The following is an 18,732-nucleotide window of genomic DNA, read 5'->3' as shown; positions in this document are numbered from 1 at the left end:
GAGTTATTCTTGCATAGCATAACCAACACCACGCACGGTTTTTATATAACTTTTTTGCCCCGCTATATCAATTTTACTACGAAGATAGCGAATATAAACATCGACAACATTTGTTTCAACAGCTCCTTCGTATTTCCACACGCGTTCTAACAACTGTTCACGGCTTAAAGCCTGATGACTTCCCATCAATGTTGCTAATAAATCATACTCTCTTCGAGTCAAAGCAATCACTTCTTCACCTCGATAAACTGTATGATTTTGCACATCAATCCGAAGATTCCGATAAGATGTTGGAACTTTCATCTGACTACAATGCTGGTCAATAAAATCACGCCCACGAAAAATGGCAGAAATTTTTTCAACTAAGTCCGTCACAATGAATGGTTCTACCATGTAAGCAACAGCAAAGCGTTGGATTTCCTCAGTATATTGAAGAATATTATCACGATTATCCAATACAATGATGACCGAAGCAGGCTTTATCACACTTAATTGTGCGGCAAATTCTGTTCCTGTCATATCGTCAAGCATAAAATTCAACAGGAATAAATCGTATTGATTAGCTCTCGCAGACGCCAAAGCATCTTTTCCTGTTTCAAAAAGATCAACTCGATAACCTTCTTTTTGTAGCTCTAAGCCAATAAATTGCGCTAATTTTTTTTCTTTCTCAACTAATAAAATCCGCTTCCCCATAGCTTATCCTATTTTTCATCATACCAAGAATAGTGGTAAATGCCTTCTTTATCCTTGCGTTCATACGTATGCGCGCCAAAGTAATCGCGCTGCGCTTGAATCAAATTAGCTGGCAAGTTTTCTGCACGATAGCTATCAAAATAAGCAATCGCACTAGAAAAAGTTGGCACTGGCACACCCGCCTGAACAGCTAAAGCAACTACATCACGAACAGCTTGTTGATATTTTGCAGTAACATCCATAAAGTATTCATCAAGAAGTAGGTTTTCAAGATCTGCATTACGGCCATATGCATCTGTAATTTTTTGCAAGAAACGAGCACGGATGATACATCCAGCACGCCAAATAGAAGCAATTTCACCAAATGGAAGATTCCAAGCCTGCTCTTTAGATGCGACACGCAATTGTGAGAAACCTTGTGCATAAGACATGATTTTCGAGAAGTATAGAGCTTGGCGAATTTTTTCAATTAATTCAGCCTTATCCCCATCAAATTTAATAGCAGTAGGTTTTGGAAGAACTTTGCTAGCTTGAACACGTTCTTCTTTATAAGCAGAAATATAACGTGCAAAAACAGACTCCGTAATAAGTGGAAGTGGAACACCAAAATCAAGAGCTGATTGGCTCGTCCATTTACCCGTTCCTTTATTTCCAGCTGCATCCAAAATGTAATCAACGATTGGTCCATCTTGTCCTTCATCATCTTTACGTGTCAAAATATCAGCAGTGATTTCAATCAGATAGCTATCCAACTCACCCTTATTCCATTCAGTAAAGATTTCAGCCATTTCTGCTGCTGAAAATCCAAGCAAGTGCTGCATTAAATCATAACTTTCTGCAATTAATTGCATATCGCCATACTCAATCCCATTGTGTACCATTTTTACATAATGACCTGCACCATTTGGTCCGATATAAGTTACACATGGCGCACCGTCTTCTAGTGCTTTCGCTGAAATTTCTTCCAACACGTCTGCTACTAATTCATAAGCTTCTTTTTGTCCACCAGGCATGATAGACGGTCCTTCAAGCGCACCTTTTTCGCCACCAGATACACCTGTTCCGATGAAATTGATTCCTGAATTTGCCAATTCTTCTGAACGACGAATGGTGTCTTTATAGAAAGTATTTCCACCGTCAATCAAGATATCTCCCTTATCAAGGAAAGGTAAAAGTGCCTGAATCGTTGCATCAGTTCCTGCCCCAGCTTTGACCATGAGCATGATACGACGTGGTTTTTCAATAGAATTTACAAAACTTTCCACATCATAACTTGGAACAAAGTTTTTTTCAGGGTGAGATGCAATCACATCTTCTGTTTTATTCGCTGAACGGTTGTAAATTGCTACTGTATAACCACGAGATTCAATATTAAGGGCAAGGTTACGACCCATGACGGCCATACCAACAACACCAAAATTCGCTTTTGTCATTTTGTACTCCTCTTTTAGTTTGTTTTATTTTATCATTTTTATGCGTGAAAATAAAGGATTTGTTGTTTTACATGAAACTATTTGCTAGCATAAATAGAAAAACATATAAGTAAAATAATTCTTAGAACCTGTCCCCGCAAAGATAGTTTTGTCAGACGAAGATTCACTCCTCAGTTAATCTAGACAAAAATTTGCAAGAATACTGAATATATGTCAAAAAACTTTAATAACGGACGAGTGACGGAGAATAGTCTTTTATATATGAAAAAGTTGTCTATAGAATACAAGCACTTATATTTATATATGTGTGCCAATGAATTTACTAGCTAATTGATAAACCTGTCGCTCTGCTTTATTGGTTCCCCACGTCTTGAGTTCCGATTTTACAAGTTCTGGAAATTTTTTACTAATATCTTTTAAAGCATTCCCTACGGACTTTCTTACGTATTCACTAGAGTCTAATCTTAAGTTCGACAATCTTTTTATCGCTTCCTGAGGATTCTCATTAAAATAAGGTCTGCTAGTCCATATTCGTAAACCTTCTGTTACTGCTCTTCTTGTATTTGGCTGTTCTGCATGTAGCCACTCATCAATTATATCTAGAGATTGCTCATATCCAACTCTTTTGCAATACTTATCAAAGGATTTTGCTAGAATTTTCTGAACTCTCCAATTCTTATCTTTCGACACTTCTTCTTTCATAAAATGCAAAACTGCCTTATCATCAGACAAATATCCGAATAAAAAGACAGCATACATCCGAACTTGATATACCTCTGATTGATAAGCTAATTTAGCTAATGCATGCACTTCTTTTTCTTCATAACTTTCAAAATCTAACTGCGCTCTTTTCTCAAATTCTTTAAAACCATTTTTTATTTCAGAAAAATCATGCTCTAATCTTTTTATGTATTTTTGCATATTCTGCTCCTTTTTCCAATAAAAAATATGGCAAACAAAAATTAGATTTTTCACTCCTCATCAAATATACCTTGCAGGCTAGCAAAAGAACTGTTCTTCTCTTTTTGCTCTTGTTTACTTTGCTGATACTCTTCTTCGGTCATGACCTGCCAATCATTTCCTGAAGGCATGCTATCACTCGCTTCCTCCTCGGCTGTCAGCACTTTAAGAGGGATATGCAATAAAATATTATCTGCCACACTTTCAGCTAGATTGATTTCTTCATTTTCAATCGGCAACACCAAGTCATCCGCTATCAAATCCTGATCCACTTTTCCACTATGCGTTTCAGCAAAAACTTCATTCACCAAGTAGCTCTCTTTTTGCTCTACCGGCTCCATACTGCGACTTGACGCCAGAGTAATGGTATAAGACAAATCATAATCTAAAAAGTAAAGACCGTCCTCATATTGCACTATTCCACTTGCAAAAATATCTTGGACATTTAAAATTTCAGGATTGCGCACTTGCAATTCTTGTGTCAAATCAAATCCTTGCTCAAAAGCAAGACCATCTGGATTTTTACGTATTTCTTGAATATGTAACATCATTTCCTCATTTGTATTTAAATTTCTAATTTTATTATACCATTTTTAAGATGAGAAATAGGAGAGAAACCATTATTTTGTTATAATAATAACAATCAAAAGGAGGATTGCGATGGATAATTTAGGTCGTATATTTAAATCTTTCCGAGAAGCTAGACATATTTCCTTGACAGAAGCAACCGAAGAAGAATTTTCAAAGTCTATGCTGTCACGTTTTGAAAATGGTCAGAGTGAACTTTCTGCTCAAAAATTATTTACAGATCTTGAAAATATCCACACAGATGTGAACGAATTTACTCTAGCAGCTCATGAACATTAAAAAAATCCGAACAACAACTAATTGATCCCCTTCAAGAACAGTCTGATAATCCAGATTTTATCGAAGCTTTTTACTTAGAAAAACAAGCTCTATATCAAAAATCCAGAAAAAAAGAAGATAGGATTGAATCTATTATTGTCAAAGGTTTTCTTTGCGCTCTAAAAGATGGAATTACAGCTTCCACAGAGGAAAGTAACTTTCTTCACAATTATCTCTTTTCTGTGGATATTTGGGGGTTGTACGAACTTAAACTTTTCGCCTTTTGTACGACTATTCTCTCCTCAAAACTTTATACACAATATACAAAAGAAATGATCAACAGAAAAGATTTTTTAGGCTTATTTGAGAGCAATCGTTATACTATTCATACCATTTTTATAAATGGCTTCTTTCTAGCTATTGAATCAAGACACTTTGCGGAAGCTGCTTTCTTCGAAAACTGGATTAAAGCTCATTTTTATAAGGAAAATGAAGCCTATCTACGGATCGTTTTTAAATTTGCTCAAGGAGAACTCCTATTCCTTCAAGGAAATAAAGAAAATGGATTGAAACAAATGAAGCAAGCTGTCCATATCTTGCAACTATTAGATTGCCAGACTAGTGCCGAATACTATCAAAATGGAATCGAAAAGCTTCTCAAAGAAAATTAACTTTTGTTGAATATGTGCAACGTTTTGCTGACGTTGCCTTTTTTCATTTATACTAAAATATATAAAGTTTGCTTGCAAGTTACTTTTCCATATCGTTCACTTACTTAGGATTTATTCCCACTTGCGAAAAGGCTATTGAATTTACTTTTTTGCTTGTTATAATCATTGCAACACATATAGGAGGTTATCATGAAACTTATTTTGAGAAATAAAGTATTTGCTTTTATTAGTCTGTCACGCATATTCAATATCTTGGGCTCTTCCATTTATAATATTGTTTTTGTAGTCTTTGCATCCAGTTTACCAAATCCTAAATTTGCTGTTGGAATTGCTAATTTTATCGTTCTCGTTCCAGTGTTTTTCACTATTTTTGTGGGAATGAAAGCTGATCAAACAGCCCATAAAGCTCGTTGGCTCATTCACATGGGCTATCTCCAAGCCCTGCTTTTTGTCTTTGTAGCATGTCTAACTCGCTCAACTTCTTATCTAGCTTTTTCTGTCGTTTGTTTGCTAAATATCGTATCAGATATGATGAGTGATTATCGTAGTGGTCTGCAAATGCCTATTTTGAAAAAGAATCTAGCAGAGGAAGAGATGATGCCAGCTTTCTCCTTTATGCAACTAATTACTTATCTCTGCAATCTTGCCGGACAAGCATTAGGAGTTTGGCTTCTTGCTGTCAGCAACCAACAATTTGCGTTAGTCGCCTTCATCAATGCCTTAGCCTTCCTACTTTCTTCCACTACTCTTTATTTTGTTCGTCATAAACTCACCCATGACCCAGTCAAAGAAAATGAAAATCCTCTTCCTCTCAAACAACAATTCCTAAAAATGTATCACAGCTCCAAACTAATTTTTGAACAAAACGGAGACAGCCATTTTTTGACTTTACTCTTTCAGATACTAATACTCAATGCACTCGGCGGCTCTATTATGGCCATTTACAATCTTTATTTATTGGATCATCCTTTATTTGGACTTCCTTTCAGTCAATCTCTTCTCATTTTTGAAACAACGATTATTTTAGGAGTTATCTCTGCCAGCCTGACTCCCAATGATTATTTTAGCAAACTTTCCGTCAATAAAATTGCTTTTTGGGCTACTTTAACCATTGCTCTAATTGGCTTCATAAATCTTCTCCAGCTACCTGTTTTCCTTACTATTTTTGCTGTTTTCTTTATCATGTATCTTTCCGGAAAAGTCAATCCAAAAATCAACAGCATGCTCCTCAGCAAACTTCCATCAGATATCTTAGCACAGACTTCTAACTTTCTGAGTTTGCTGTTTAGTTTTTCTGTCCCATTTGGAACCATGATCTTTACCAGTCTCGCTATTTGGAATATGAAAGTCACTTGGATTGTGTTTACAATCTGTGGCGTGCTGTCTCTCTTACTCTCATTCCAAAAACAACATAGATAAAGCTATCGCAACTAAAATTTATATGGTGAAATACAAAAAAAGATTGGGACAGACAGTCATGATTGCGGCACAATCATAGTAGTCTATCTCAACCTTTTTACATTTTTCTTAAGCGCTCCACTCGCTCTGAAATCGGCGGATGAGTGTAAAATAGCTTTTGAAGTCCACCTTCTTTTTTCGGATCATTGATATAGAGAGCTGCACTAGCGTCATCAACTTTGTGGTGCATCGGCTCGCTATTTTCTAATTTCAAGAGAGCGTTAATCATCCCTTGCGGATTGCGCGTTAATTCTACACTTGAAGCGTCTGCCAAAAATTCACGTTGACGAGAAATCGCCAACTGAACCAAAGTGGCTGCTAAAGGAGCTAATATAATCGCAACGAGCGATAAAATCAACATTAGAACGCCCAAACCATTATCATTATCTCGGCTATCACGTCTGCGACCACTCCCACCAAACCACATCATACGTCCTGCCAAGCTCGATAACATCGTTACCGCACTAGCAAGCGCTACTGCAATCGTTGAAATTCGAATATCATAATTCCGAATGTGACTCACTTCGTGTCCAATAACAGCTTCCAATTCTTCACGATTCATTAGATTTAACAGACCCGTTGTCGCAGCAACTGCTGCATTTTCAGGCTTTGAGCCCGTCGCAAAGGCATTAGGCGATGAATCCTCTACAATATATACCCGTGGCATCGGAACTTGCGCTACCATCGCCATATCTTCTACCACATGGTACAAATCAGGAGCTTCAGCCTCAGTGACTTGGCGAGCACCGTTCATAGACATGACAACCTCAGTAGACTGAAAAATCATGCTAAAAGCATAAATGCCGCCAATGATAAAGGCAATTATCACACCACCGAGAGTTGAATCTAACCATAAATACCCTACCGCAGCACCAATAATCGCTAACAGAGCAAAAAAAGCAATTAAGAGAACCCACGTTCGTCTTTTATTACTAGCAATTTGATCAAAAAGCATATTAGTCACCTAGACCGCTAAAATCAACTTTTGGTACGGATTTTTCTTCCTCTGGGACAGCTAAGAAATCTGCCGGCTTAAAGCTAAACATTCCGGCAATAATATTACTTGGAAATATTTCCAGCTTCACATTGTAATTGCTTGTTACACTATTATAAAGTTGACGAGAATACGAAATTTTATTTTCAGTATTAGTCAATTCTTCTTGCAATTTTACAAAGTTCGTACTTGCTTTCAATTCTGGGTAATTTTCTGCAACTGCAAAAATGCCAGAAATTTGACGCGTCAAGGCATCACTTGCTTTCATGGCTTCTGCTGGCGTTGTAGCAGCTGCCACTTGACGACGAAGCTCTGTTACCTTTTCAAGCGTTGATGCTTCATATTTAGCATACCCTTTGACTGTTTCAATCAGGTTTGGCAGCAAATCATTTCGACGTTTTAACTGAACATCAATTTGACTCCACGCTTCCTTGGTTTGCATACGACTTTTGACAAGACCATTGTAACTAGCAATCACAAACAATATCAGTACTACAACAATGGCTAAAATAATCATCCACATAATCATTCTCCTTTAAATTTATTATAGACATTATACCAGAAAAATGAAAAGAATAAAAATTTAGACTTCTGTAGCAAGAGAAATTTTGAAGATTCTCTTCTGATTATCTGGTATAATAGAAATAAGAAATACAAATAAGGACAAATGATGACACCCGAAGAATTTTATGAACTCTTAAAACAGCAGCAAATTGAACTCACAGACCGACAAAAGAAGCAATTTGAACACTATTTTGAACTGCTCGTTGAATGGAATGAAAACATCAATCTGACAGCTATTACTGACAAAAAGGAAGTCTATCTCAAGCATTTCTATGATTCCATTGCGCCAATTTTACAGGGACGGATTGAAAACAAAAGCATCAAACTATTGGATATTGGAGCAGGGGCAGGTTTTCCGAGTCTTCCGATGAAAATCCTCTATCCAGCATTAGATGTGACGATTATTGACTCTCTAAACAAGCGTATTCTGTTTTTAAATCACTTGGCTGACGAGTTAGGTTTGGAAAACGTTCATTTTTATCATGGTCGGGCAGAAGATTTTGCTCAAGATAAAGACTTCCGCGCCCAGTTTGATATTGTAACTGCACGCGCTGTTGCTCGTATGCAGATCTTAGCCGAGCTGACCATTCCCTTTCTTAAAGTTGGCGGGCGTCTTTTAGCGCTCAAAGCTAGCAATGCTCCTGAGGAATTAACAGAAGCAAAAACCGCGCTTAGCCTTCTTTTCAGCAAAGTCGAAAAAAACATTCATTACCAACTCCCCAATGGCGACCCGCGGTATATCACGGTTGTTGGCAAGAAAAAAGAAACTCCCAATAAATACCCACGCAAAGCAGGAATTCCTAATAAACGGCCGTTATAAAAAGAAAAACCAACCATTTTAATTGGTTGGTTTCGTTTTTATCTGCCAACTTTTCGGTTGCGATGTTGGTAATGCTTGTAAAGCGCGGCATAGCGTCCGTGGTATTCTTTCAGCCAAGGCTTATCTCGACCGCAAAAGTGAAGAAAAACGGTGTTCTCAATCACCCAATCCAAGTCCCACTCTCCTTTACTCCGAGCATAATATAGCACATTGTAGCGTGCATCATAGTTATACAATTCATCTGGAATCTGAATTGTCAAATGTCCATACAAAGCATTCAGCACATCTTGATCCGGTAAAAAGAGTTTAAAACTGTTTTGAGCAATGTAATCTAAAATAGCTTCACGCTTCACTTCTTTCCGAATGCTGGTCAAATTCATAAGTAAAACTCCTGAATTATAGTAACTTTCTGCCTCAAAATTCTGTAAACGCATCTTATTGACTAAATCTGTCATATTGGCATCTGATCCATGACTAGCCGCAGCATATAAAGAAGCTCCTAACTCCATTTCATAAAGAGGACAAATATCATTCAGACATAAAATATCTGCGTCTAGGTAAAGAATTCTGTCTAAGTCTTTAGGAAGGTATTCATGTGCCAGCAAGCGATAGTAGATTGTTTCTGGATACCGATCAGTGCTGGGGGCGTCCTCAAATGCTTTTTCCCCAATCACGACTGGTTCATAGATGATTCCTAGTGCCTCACAAAATTCCTCAATCTCCACATTCCTTTTTAACAATTTTTTTTGCAAAACAAACACATGCAGCAAAGCTGACGGTGAATTTAGGTAAACGGAATACAAGGTTGTTTTAAATTGCTCGACATAGCGATCATCGATTGAAAACAAAAGGTTTATTTCTGTCATATTCTCCCCATTCTATCTCATCTATTCTTCTCGAAAAACAGGCTGCGCTCCAAATGTTTGTGAAACAGGCATGATTTCAATCCGGTTAATATTGACATGAGGAGGCTGTCCAACAATCCAAGCAACAGTATTGGCAATATCTATTGGCTGAATAGCATGAGCTCCTTCATACAATTTTTCAGCTCGTTGATCGTCCCCTTTAAATCGGACATTTGAAAATTCTGTTCCCTCACAAAGACCAGGTTCAATGTTAGTAACACGAATATGATGTCCTGCCAAATCAGCACGTAAATTCAAAGAAAATTGCTTCACGAATGCTTTACTAGCTCCATAGACGTTGGCACCTGGATAAGGAACCGTTCCAGCAGTCGAACCTAGATTGATAATCAATCCGCTATCTCGCTCTACCATTTGCGGTAGGATCTGACGTGTTAGATAAACCAAACCAATAATATTGGTCTGAATCATCGTCAGCCAATCTTGCATATCTGCCTCATAAGCCTTGTCTAAGCCCAATGCTAGGCCTGCATTGTTGACCAAAATATCAATCGTTCGCCAATCCTCTGGCAAACTTTCTAAGGCCTGATCCACGCTTTTTGTATCCGACACATCCACTTGAAGCGGATAAAAATTTTCAAGACCTAATTCCTGATGAAGTTGTGTCAGCTTTCCCAATCTTCTCGCTGAACCAATCACTCGGTGACCTTCTGCCACCAATCGACGACAAATAGCTTGACCAAAACCAGCTGAAGCTCCTGTTACCAATGCAATCATTTCCTTCCTCCTATGTACATTTCAATTCTCATTTATAGCCAAGGATTGTAAAATCGACCATGATTCACGACAAAGAGTAATAGACTGAATAATAAAAATAAACCAGCCAGTACAATTACTTCAATATCCAACCTCTGAAAAGCCTGATAAGTGTACCATGTCCGCTTCTTATTTTTGCCAAAACGCCGCAATTCCATAGCTGTCGCAATCGTATCAATCCGTTCCAGCGAACTAAAAATCAATGGAATAATGATTTGCAGGTTCCCTTTGATGCGCTGGCTTAATTTTGCTTTTTTGGACAATTCCAAACCACGCGCTTCTTGCGACATTCTGATCAGGTAAAATTCCTCCTGCAGGTCAGGAATATAGCGCAGCGTCAAACTGACAGAATAGGCAATTTTATAAGGAATTCCGATTTGATTCAAACTGGATGCAAACTGACTTGGGTGAGTTGTCATCAGAAAAATAACCGCCAAAGGAATGGTGCAGAGATATTTTAAGAACAAATTAAACAAATAAAAGATTTCCTGCGCAGTCACGGTATAACTGCCTAATCCGCTGAACCAGACCGTCTGTTGACCATAAATCTCCACTCCGTACTGAGGAGCAAACAGATAAACCATGATAAGATTCAAAGCGGCAAAAATACCTGCAAAAGCCAAAACAAACGATACATCTTTAAAATGAATGTTCGAAACTCTAAAAAGAAAGAGTGAGCCAATCGCGATGACCAGCAGAAAGCGAGTATCGTAACTAATCATCGCTGCAGTTGATACCAAAATGAAAAACAGTAACTTACTCGCTCCGGATAGGCGATGCAAAAAGGTCGTTCCCGCATGGTAACCAATAAGTTTTTGTTGATTAAGCATGGTTTCCCCCCCTTTCTTGCATATAGAATTCTGTTAAAGCGAGCGGATCAACTTCCAATTTCTCAGCCAAGGAAAAGATAGACGTTTCCTTGAGGTTCGCCGCCTGAATCAAAGTCTTATCTGTCAAAACTTCGGCCGGTGTTTTGTCTGCCAAGATCTTTCCGTCTAACATCACAACCGCACGGTCAGAATAATCCAGCATCAGCTGCATATCATGTGTAATCATGATAATCGTATGCCCTTTTTGGTTCAATTCATCTAAGAAATTCATGATTTCTGTGTAATTGCGCTGATCTTGGCCAGCCGTTGGCTCATCTAAAAGGATAATCTCTGGATTTAACACTAAAATCGAAGCAATGGTCACCCGCTTCTTTTGCCCAAAAGACAGAGCAGAAATGGGCCACTGCCGAAATTCATATAAACCGCAGGTTTTTAGCGCAGCCAATACACGCTCTTTTATCTCATTTTCTGCAATCCCACGCAACTTCAAGCCTAAAGCAACCTCATCAAAAATCATGGTCGTAGAAATCATCTGATTTGGGTTTTGCAAAACGTAACCAATCCGTTCTGCCCGCTCTTTAATGGAGTCGCCTTTGATGTCTCTTCCCTGCCAAGTATAGCTTCCTTCTGTTGCGATAAACTGGCAGAGCGCTTTGGCTAACGTGGATTTTCCAGCACCGTTTTTCCCGACAATGGCAATTTTTTCGCCTTTAGAGATTGTAAAATCAATATCTTGTAAAACCTTTTTCTCACCGTAGGCAAACTGGACATTTTTCAACTCCAGCAAATCATCCTGTGCCTGTGATTTTTGAATAGAAACTTTTTCACCCAAAAACTGAACAGCGGAGACATCTATCTGAGCTAAATTTGCCAACTGTGCAGAATTTTCCAGCTGAAAACCAAGCTGACGCAAGGTGGTCAGATAAAGTGGCTCTCGAATCCCATTTTCGGCTAATAAATGCGTATGCAGCAGATTATCAGGACTGCCGTTAAAGAGAATTTGTCCGTCATTGATGAGGACAATCCGATCAATAGACCGATACAGCACATCTTCCAGACGATGCTCGATAACAATCGTTGTTGTTCCTGCTTCCGCATGAATTTGGTCAATCAGCTCAATCGTATCCTGTCCCGACTTCGGATCTAAATTTGCCAAAGGTTCATCAAAGAGCAAAATCGGACTTTCGTCAATCAGCACCCCGGCCAAACTGACCCGCTGCTTCTGCCCACCAGATAAGTCTTGGGGGCGCTGGTGCAACAATGATGACAAATCCAATTTCTCCGCCCACAAATGAACCTTTTCTCTCATCGTCGGCAAATCCACCATGTCATTTTCCAAAGCAAAGGCCAAATCTTCTGCAACACTCAGCCCGATAAACTGACCGTCTGTGTCTTGCAAGACGGTACTGACAAGGTTGGACAGATCATAAATACTGCTGCCAAATGCCGACTTCCCTTGAATCCACAGATTCCCAGTCATTTCTCCATGATAAATAGTTGGAATAATTCCGTTTAAGCATTGCCCAAGAGTGGACTTTCCCGAGCCAGACGGCCCCACGATTAAGACCTTTTCTCCCTCATAAATCGTCAAATCAACATTTTTCAAGGTTGGTTCTGTCTGTGCTTGATACTGAAAACTAAAATTTTCAAATTGAATAATTGGTTTTTTCATAGCATGTTCTCTATAAAGCAAGGGCGATCTGAATCGCCAAGTTATCCACTTTGTCTTTTTCGTCTAAGTCTGCATGATTGGCTAAATTGCGCATATTCCAGGCTTCTTCTGATAAGTGGTCCGCCGCATAAAAGAAATGGCAAACGGAAATCTCACGAAAAGCTGCCAAAGCTGCAACTGCTGAACATTCCATATCTACACAAATAGCACCCATTTCTTTTCGCTTACGGAGTTTCGCAGCTGTTTCACGATAAATACCGTCTGTCGTCCAAACTTTTCCAACTGTATGAGAAATTCCTTTATCAGCTAAAATTGACTGTAAAAAATCCCGCAAACCGACATTTACTTCTATCTCATCAGAAGCCGGCAGGTAATGATAACTGGTCCCTTCATCACGAATCGCAGTATGGGGCACGATAATAGACGTTTCCCTAATCGTTTCATCTAAAACACCACATGTTCCAAAAAGAACCAGCTTCTTCATTCCAAAGGCAATCAGATCTTCCAAAATGGCGATACAGGCAGCTGCCCCTACTGGTGAATTGAACACGGCGATTGCCTTACCTTTTATAACAATCTTGTAAATGGGAATTTCAATATTTGCCATGGAAGTGGAGGTCAATAGCTCATGCTGAAAATCAGCCAGCATGCGCTTAAAGGTCTCACGGGCAAAGCAAGACACCACTGTTTCTGGAAAATCCGGTAGCGCCTCCACCAAATCTTCTGGATTGATAATCGCCTGACGATTTTCATCAAATTCCTCTAAAATCATCCACTTCTCCTCTTGTACTTACTCACTCTATTGTAGCACAAAAGAAAATAAGATGAAAATCAATTTTGAAGTCCGCTACACCTGCCGCAAAATTAAATCTTGAACGTGAAAAAGAATCTGACCAAACAAAAAGAGTTCAGCTTCTTGCCGCCCCTACACGGTTAATGAGAAAGTGCGACAATGGTTAAAATGCTCAACTCGGTCGACGGAGTAAACCAAAACTCGTTGAGACTATCGACCCAGTCAACGAAGCAAACTAAAACTCATTAAAAGTATCGACTCGGGCGACGGGACAAACAAAAACTCATTGAGACTATCGACCCGGGCGACGGAGTAAACCAAAACTTGTTGAGACGGGCGACCCAGTCGACGAAGTAAACTAAAGCTCGTTGAGACTATCGACTCGGGCGACGGAGCAAACCAAAACTCATTGAGACTATCGACCCAGTCGACGAAACAAACCAAAACTCATTGAAACTGTCGACCCGGTCGATGGGACAAACAAAAACTCGTTTCTTCTGTCCGACCCTCAGATAACATGAACTAAAATCAGTTTGCTCCGTCTGAGCCTCGGATGACATGAACCAAAATCAATTTGCTCCGTCTGAGCCTCGGACGACATGCACCAAAACTAGTTTACTCCGTCTGAGCCTCAGAAAGCTTACCCAGACAATATTTTCCGTATTAGGTGCTTTCTTAAGCTTAAAAAGCAAATGAAAAGCTCCATCATAGGGCATTTTGCCATTATAAAGTAAGAAACTGAGGCAAAAATGCTCAGCTCCTTTGTTTATATAGTCATCAGAATTATAAGACGCAGTGGTGAGAATAGGAAAAAACATTTTCAAACCTTCGCTCCGTCTCACTCCCGCTTCCTGTCACTAATCTTTTTTCAAACTTCCTGATTTGGTTTGCGTGCGGGCATAAGCCAGCAAAAGCGCTGTCCCTGCAATAGCAACGGTCAAACCATTAGAAATCGTTGCAACAAAGCCCTGTACAAACACTTTGTTTACAGGCTCATTGTAAATCAAAATATCACCAAGCGGCGCAATGACAATCCACACCACAGCATTGGCCAACAGTTGAATTACATTGAACGATACAATATCTTTTGCTTCAAAAATACCTTGCATAACACGGAGTCTTTTCCGAAACAGCCCAATAATCAAACCAAACAAACCGCTGGCAATGACCCATGACCACCAAGGATTTCCATATTGCAAAGAATCTTTTAAGGCATGCCCGATGAAGCCCGTTAAAAATCCAACAACCGGACCAAAAATCACGCTAAATAAGGCCTGCAAAGCATACTGCAATTGAATGCTGGTATTTGGCACAGGAGTGGGAATACTAATCATTCCAATAACGACGAAGAGGGCTGCTCCAATACCCGTTGCGACAACACTTCTTATTGAATTATTTTTCATAATAATCTCCTTTATTATTTATTTTTCAATCCGCTTGATTTCAATACTCCATTGCGCTCCGACTCCTACATTATAGGCCTTCGCAAAAGACCCCTGATTGATCGCCAGACCAACACGATAAAGAGAATTGATATACAAAATCGGCTGACCAATCCGTACATCCGCAAAAGATTTCCCATAAGTCACCTGGTTCTGATAGACCAGCATATCGTTATTATAAATCGTGACCTCAAACCGATTACCAAATTCAGGACTAAGAGTATAAAATTCCTCACGTGTAATAGACGTCCATAGCGAACCAAAACGAACATCTAAAATATCAATAGCCCCACTAACAAAATCATTCCCAATTGTCGTTTCTGCAACAGGAATTTCTACAATTTCATCTATACTTAATTCTGGGCCCACTTCTTCAAAAGTAATGTGTCCGCTTGCTAACTTCGCACCAGTATAAGCATAAACATCACGACCATGAAACGTATAAGAATGCTCCGTATTTTTTCGGCGATTTTCCACCTCCGAAATCTCACGAATCGCTAGAATTCCCACATGTTTCTTGATAAAAGAAAGTGTCCCATTATTTGGCGTGACAATATACTGATTTTGTACAGTTTTGGCAACCACGCTTTTCCGCTTCGAACCAACGCCTGGATCCACAACGGAGACAAACGTTGTCCCTTCCGGCCAATAATTCACCGTTTGAAACAAACGATAGCTTCCCTCAAAAATATTATAAGGCGTAATATCATGAGTCAAATGATGTATTTTTAACGTTGGGGATTCCTCTAAGGCCACACCGACCATTGCCGATACAGCCCCATCTACCAAACCAAAATCTGACTGTAATACCAGTAAGTTATTCTGCATTTTCTCTCCTTTATTACACTTATATCATAACATAAATTAAATTTCTTATCCATATCTATTTTTTATCACGTTGATAAATACTCTCTATAGCTATTTGCCAATATCCCCCAATAACTAAATACCGAATGGCTACTTTAACAAAACATGTCATTCTAATTCAAACTTGGTACAAATCTCTAATATTAAAAAATAACATTAACCCGTGGTGCTAGTTAACCTCAAAACACCATAAAAAGCCCAAAAAGACTATACTGTAAGTGACGAAACAAACAGGAGGTTATCCAAATGAGCCACTTACAGTATACCGCTAAATCCCATCATTTACAATGGAATATGAAGCAATTATCAAAAATTTGTCATCAGCTTTATCGGGATTATTGCCCTGATTCATTGAAACATCGTCATAATGTCAGCCTGTCAAAAGTTTCGGATGAATCTCTATTAGTCTTACTGCTCTTGCAAGCTGAACTAGGAATCAAATCTCAACGTCATTTTCACCGAATCTGCCAACTATTTCCCTGTAGCCGACTGCTGGAAATAAGTCGCTTCAATCGTCGTTCAAGGCAGTTGATTTGGTTGCTACAACTCATTCGTCAGGCGATGAATAACCAAATCTCCTCCGATACGATTGCCATCGTAGACAGTTTTCCCCTACCACTTTGTCAGTCTGTTCGTAACCATAGAGCAAGTATTTTCGAAGGATTGGCAGACATTGGCTACAATGCGTCAAAACACTTATGGTTCTATGGTTTCAAAGTTCACATACTCGTTACCTTATCTGGTCATATTCTGAACTATATTGTCACGTCAGCTTCTGTTCATGATATCAAAGTGGTGGAGGATTTATTGGAAGGCTGCCAACAATCTGTGATTTTAGCAGATTTAGGGTATATCAGCCAGGCTCTTAAAGATCGGTTGAAACAGAGAGGGTATCATTTATGGACGCCCTTACGTCAGAATATGGGAAGCGCGAGCCAGCATAATAACTGGAGATTATTGGCTATGAGGCGAACCATTGAAACGCGCTTTTCTGAGTTATGTGCTCTCTTTGATATGGAACACACCTTTGCCAGAGGAATAGTTGGACTACAGTTGAGGATTGAACAAATCCTATTGACTTATAATTTGAGCTATTTTGAACTTAACTAGCACCACGGGTAACATTACTATTAAAATATAATAATTTCTAACATAATATTTATAAAATTTCAGATCTCTCCAGAATGTAACATATGATTCAAGAAATTGATAACAAATCAGCCAGCGACATTTGAATATAAAAAAGAAAAGCAAATTGTTTCACCTCTATTTCAATATTCGCTGGCATCTCCCCGCTACAATTATATTGAACAAAAAGAAAAATAGCCTGAGACAAAAAGATTTCTCAGCTAATAAAAGAGAGATTCACATTTGGTGTCAGTATCTCTTTTAGTTTTTAGTTAATTTCTTGTTATATTTCAGTAGGTTATTGGCCATGAGAACCAAGCCCATGTCAATTTTAACCTGACGTCTGCCTCTGAGATTACATCGTTTGTCCCCCAAACAAGCCTTTATCTGACCAAAGACAGGTTCCACATCAACTTTACTTGGGCAAAGATGTGACTGCCTTCGTCAGACAAAAGCGCTTGGCTTTCTTTTCGTTTTAAGACTTGATATCGCTCATTGACGTAAAGTCCCTTTTGCGAAGCCAAGTCAGGTTGTTCTGCCTTATAAACCCTGATTTTCTGCTTGAAACCTGTCGTGATATGGCTGTGTTTGAGGTGGTCAAATTGGTATACCCAACCCTCTAGATGGGTGTAGAAATCAGCTGTTCCATCGTAAGTCTAGTTATCCAAATTCCTATTAGATTCTTTGTGTTTTTTATTCTGTTCCTTGTCAAAAAGACCATATTTAATCCAGTGGTCAACGCCCATCCTATCCAAGGTGAGAAGATTCTCCTCGCTGCCGTATCCCGCATCGGCGACAACCCTTTTTAACTCATGTGGATATGTTTCTAAAAAAGGCAAGAGCGTTCTGGTATCTGTTGGATTTGGATAGATGTCATAGTGAAGGACGAACTAATTTTCAGTGGCGATTTGTAGGTTGTAGCCAGGTTTGAGTTGTCCATTTCTCATAAGATCTTCTTTCATTCTCATGAAAGTCGCATCATGATCCGTCTTAGAAAAACTCTTTCGACCTTGGAAGGTCTCTTGATAAATCTCACATTTTTCGGCCCGCACTGAAAAGTCATCCTTGACTTTACGCAGGACTTTCTTGAGCTTGCGGCGTTTGGTCTTACGATCGTCCTTACCTTTAACTGGTGTTTCCTCAATGTCTTGGCTCAGTCCAGCCAATTCTTCTTCAAGAAGTTGAGCGAACTCAGTCAACTGTTCTGAGGAGATGGGCTCTTGTGTATCCAGTTCAATGGCTTGATGGATAAGAGGCGTGATTTCTTCTTGGAAATAGACCTGCATCTGTTCTTGAAGTTTAGCGGAGAATCTCTCTGTCGCTTTCTTCCAAACGAAACTGTACTTATTGACGTTGGCCTCAATCTTAGTACCATCAATGTAGAGACCATCAAGTGTTACCAACTTTTCCATTTTCAACTGAAGGTTGAGTTCGATAAAGAGTTCTCGCAGCAGATTTTCCATCCCGGCAGCTACACGGAAACGGTTGATGGTCCGGTAGCTGATAACCAACTGCCCTATCAAGTACTGCATGGCTAGATTTTCTGTTATCATCTTTTCAATCTTACAACCAGAGAAACTTCCTTGGGAATAAGCAAAGAGGAGGGCAGACAGAAGTAACTTTGGGTGATAGGAAGGGCGACCAAAATCATGTAGAAAGACTGAAACTGACCGTCTTCTAGTGCATTGACGACCTTTTCGATAGTGAAGACGATGTGGCCTTGGGGTAAGACACAAGCAAGTTCTAGTGGCAAAGTTGTCTGATTTGTGTTATAGTGAATGTGCATGAGATAGCCTTTCTAATATTTTCTAGACAACTATATTTGGCTCTATAATATTTGTAGTGGGTAAATCCCCTATAGATCTTATGGAGCCTATTTTTG

19 protein-coding genes and 1 pseudogene are annotated in these 18,732 nt (G+C 39.1%); 4 read left to right on the top strand and 16 right to left on the bottom strand.

Annotated elements, in window-relative coordinates:
* Nucleotides 1-3 precede the first annotated feature (3 nt).
* The 4 genes from HMPREF2933_RS00470 to HMPREF2933_RS00455 form a co-directional block, all read right to left on the bottom strand.
* The gene (locus tag HMPREF2933_RS00470) at nt 4-693 is read right to left on the bottom strand and encodes a response regulator transcription factor (RefSeq protein ID WP_024052511.1); all 690 of its coding nucleotides are present in this window, start codon (nt 691-693) and stop codon (nt 4-6) included.
* Between the two features lie 8 nt (nt 694-701).
* Entirely contained in the window at nt 702-2,126 is a 1,425-nt protein-coding gene (gene gndA, locus HMPREF2933_RS00465) for an NADP-dependent phosphogluconate dehydrogenase (protein WP_024052512.1), read from the bottom strand.
* Between the two features lie 297 nt (nt 2,127-2,423).
* The gene (locus tag HMPREF2933_RS00460; protein ID WP_024052513.1) at nt 2,424-3,047 is read right to left on the bottom strand and encodes a DNA alkylation repair protein; all 624 of its coding nucleotides are present in this window, start codon (nt 3,045-3,047) and stop codon (nt 2,424-2,426) included.
* 50 nt (nt 3,048-3,097) lie between these two features.
* Nucleotides 3,098-3,634 carry a DUF177 domain-containing protein gene (locus tag HMPREF2933_RS00455; protein WP_024052514.1) on the bottom strand — a complete coding sequence of 179 codons (537 nt, stop codon included), beginning with the start codon at nt 3,632-3,634 and terminating at the stop codon, nt 3,098-3,100.
* 112 nt (nt 3,635-3,746) lie between these two features.
* On the opposite strand from HMPREF2933_RS00455, the pseudogene HMPREF2933_RS00450 reads away from it, so the two are divergent.
* Nucleotides 3,747-4,603, top strand: a pseudogene (locus HMPREF2933_RS00450) (XRE family transcriptional regulator).
* Between the two features lie 189 nt (nt 4,604-4,792).
* A complete protein-coding gene (locus HMPREF2933_RS00445) occupies nt 4,793-6,022 on the top strand; it encodes an MFS transporter (protein ID WP_024052516.1) in 1,230 nt (409 codons plus the stop codon).
* Between the two features lie 97 nt (nt 6,023-6,119).
* Here the strand turns inward: HMPREF2933_RS00445 and htpX are convergent, their stop codons facing one another.
* A complete protein-coding gene (gene htpX, locus HMPREF2933_RS00440) occupies nt 6,120-7,016 on the bottom strand; it encodes a zinc metalloprotease HtpX (protein ID WP_024052517.1) in 897 nt (298 codons plus the stop codon).
* 1 nt (nt 7,017) lies between these two features.
* The gene (locus HMPREF2933_RS00435) at nt 7,018-7,578 is read right to left on the bottom strand and encodes a LemA family protein (protein ID WP_024052518.1); all 561 of its coding nucleotides are present in this window, start codon (nt 7,576-7,578) and stop codon (nt 7,018-7,020) included.
* 147 nt (nt 7,579-7,725) lie between these two features.
* Here HMPREF2933_RS00435 and rsmG point away from each other — a divergent pair, with 147 nt between their 5' ends.
* Nucleotides 7,726-8,439 carry a 16S rRNA (guanine(527)-N(7))-methyltransferase RsmG gene (gene rsmG, locus HMPREF2933_RS00430; RefSeq protein ID WP_024052519.1) on the top strand — a complete coding sequence of 238 codons (714 nt, stop codon included), beginning with the start codon at nt 7,726-7,728 and terminating at the stop codon, nt 8,437-8,439.
* A 38-nt stretch (nt 8,440-8,477) separates the two neighbouring features.
* Here rsmG and HMPREF2933_RS00425 read toward each other — a convergent pair whose 3' ends face one another.
* From HMPREF2933_RS00425 to HMPREF2933_RS00390, 7 genes are all read right to left on the bottom strand, one after another.
* Nucleotides 8,478-9,305 carry a glycosyltransferase family 8 protein gene (locus tag HMPREF2933_RS00425; RefSeq protein WP_024052520.1) on the bottom strand — a complete coding sequence of 276 codons (828 nt, stop codon included), beginning with the start codon at nt 9,303-9,305 and terminating at the stop codon, nt 8,478-8,480.
* A gap of 21 nt (nt 9,306-9,326) precedes the next feature.
* A complete protein-coding gene (locus HMPREF2933_RS00420; RefSeq protein WP_024052521.1) occupies nt 9,327-10,079 on the bottom strand; it encodes an SDR family oxidoreductase in 753 nt (250 codons plus the stop codon).
* Between the two features lie 32 nt (nt 10,080-10,111).
* Nucleotides 10,112-10,948 (bottom strand): energy-coupling factor transporter transmembrane component T family protein, encoded by an 837-nt coding sequence (locus HMPREF2933_RS00415; protein WP_024052522.1) that lies wholly within the window; start codon nt 10,946-10,948, stop codon nt 10,112-10,114.
* Nucleotides 10,941-12,620, bottom strand: coding sequence for an ABC transporter ATP-binding protein (locus HMPREF2933_RS00410; protein ID WP_024052523.1), 1,680 nt, complete (start codon nt 12,618-12,620; stop codon nt 10,941-10,943). The genes HMPREF2933_RS00415 and HMPREF2933_RS00410 overlap by 8 nt, the downstream gene beginning before the upstream one ends.
* A gap of 10 nt (nt 12,621-12,630) precedes the next feature.
* Nucleotides 12,631-13,392 (bottom strand): nucleoside phosphorylase, encoded by a 762-nt coding sequence (locus HMPREF2933_RS00405; RefSeq protein WP_070241947.1) that lies wholly within the window; start codon nt 13,390-13,392, stop codon nt 12,631-12,633.
* A gap of 878 nt (nt 13,393-14,270) precedes the next feature.
* A complete protein-coding gene (locus tag HMPREF2933_RS00395; RefSeq protein WP_327083116.1) occupies nt 14,271-14,819 on the bottom strand; it encodes an ECF-type riboflavin transporter substrate-binding protein in 549 nt (182 codons plus the stop codon).
* A gap of 15 nt (nt 14,820-14,834) precedes the next feature.
* Entirely contained in the window at nt 14,835-15,683 is an 849-nt protein-coding gene (locus HMPREF2933_RS00390; protein ID WP_024052527.1) for an SAM hydrolase/SAM-dependent halogenase family protein, read from the bottom strand.
* Nucleotides 15,684-15,968: 285 nt separating this feature from the next.
* On the opposite strand from HMPREF2933_RS00390, the gene HMPREF2933_RS00385 reads away from it, so the two are divergent.
* A complete protein-coding gene (locus HMPREF2933_RS00385; protein ID WP_024052528.1) occupies nt 15,969-16,832 on the top strand; it encodes an IS982 family transposase in 864 nt (287 codons plus the stop codon).
* Between the two features lie 279 nt (nt 16,833-17,111).
* Here HMPREF2933_RS00385 and HMPREF2933_RS10525 read toward each other — a convergent pair whose 3' ends face one another.
* From HMPREF2933_RS10525 to HMPREF2933_RS10515, 3 genes are all read right to left on the bottom strand, one after another.
* Nucleotides 17,112-17,258: a transposase gene (locus HMPREF2933_RS10525; RefSeq protein WP_306806728.1), complete on the bottom strand. Its 147-nt coding sequence runs from the start codon at nt 17,256-17,258 to the stop codon at nt 17,112-17,114.
* 248 nt (nt 17,259-17,506) lie between these two features.
* A complete protein-coding gene (locus tag HMPREF2933_RS10520; protein WP_306552425.1) occupies nt 17,507-17,689 on the bottom strand; it encodes a transposase in 183 nt (60 codons plus the stop codon).
* Nucleotides 17,690-17,740: 51 nt separating this feature from the next.
* On the bottom strand, nt 17,741-18,586 hold the full coding sequence (locus HMPREF2933_RS10515) for a transposase (RefSeq protein WP_306552424.1): 846 nt from the start codon (nt 18,584-18,586) through the stop codon (nt 17,741-17,743).
* Nucleotides 18,587-18,732 lie beyond the last annotated feature (146 nt).

It is taken from the genome of Streptococcus sp. HMSC066F10 (genome assembly GCF_001813805.1).
Lineage (GTDB): Bacteria > Bacillota > Bacilli > Lactobacillales > Streptococcaceae > Streptococcus > Streptococcus vaginalis.
The sequence above is the reverse complement of the archived record's forward strand: the minus strand, read 5'-3'. Positions and strand labels throughout refer to the sequence as shown.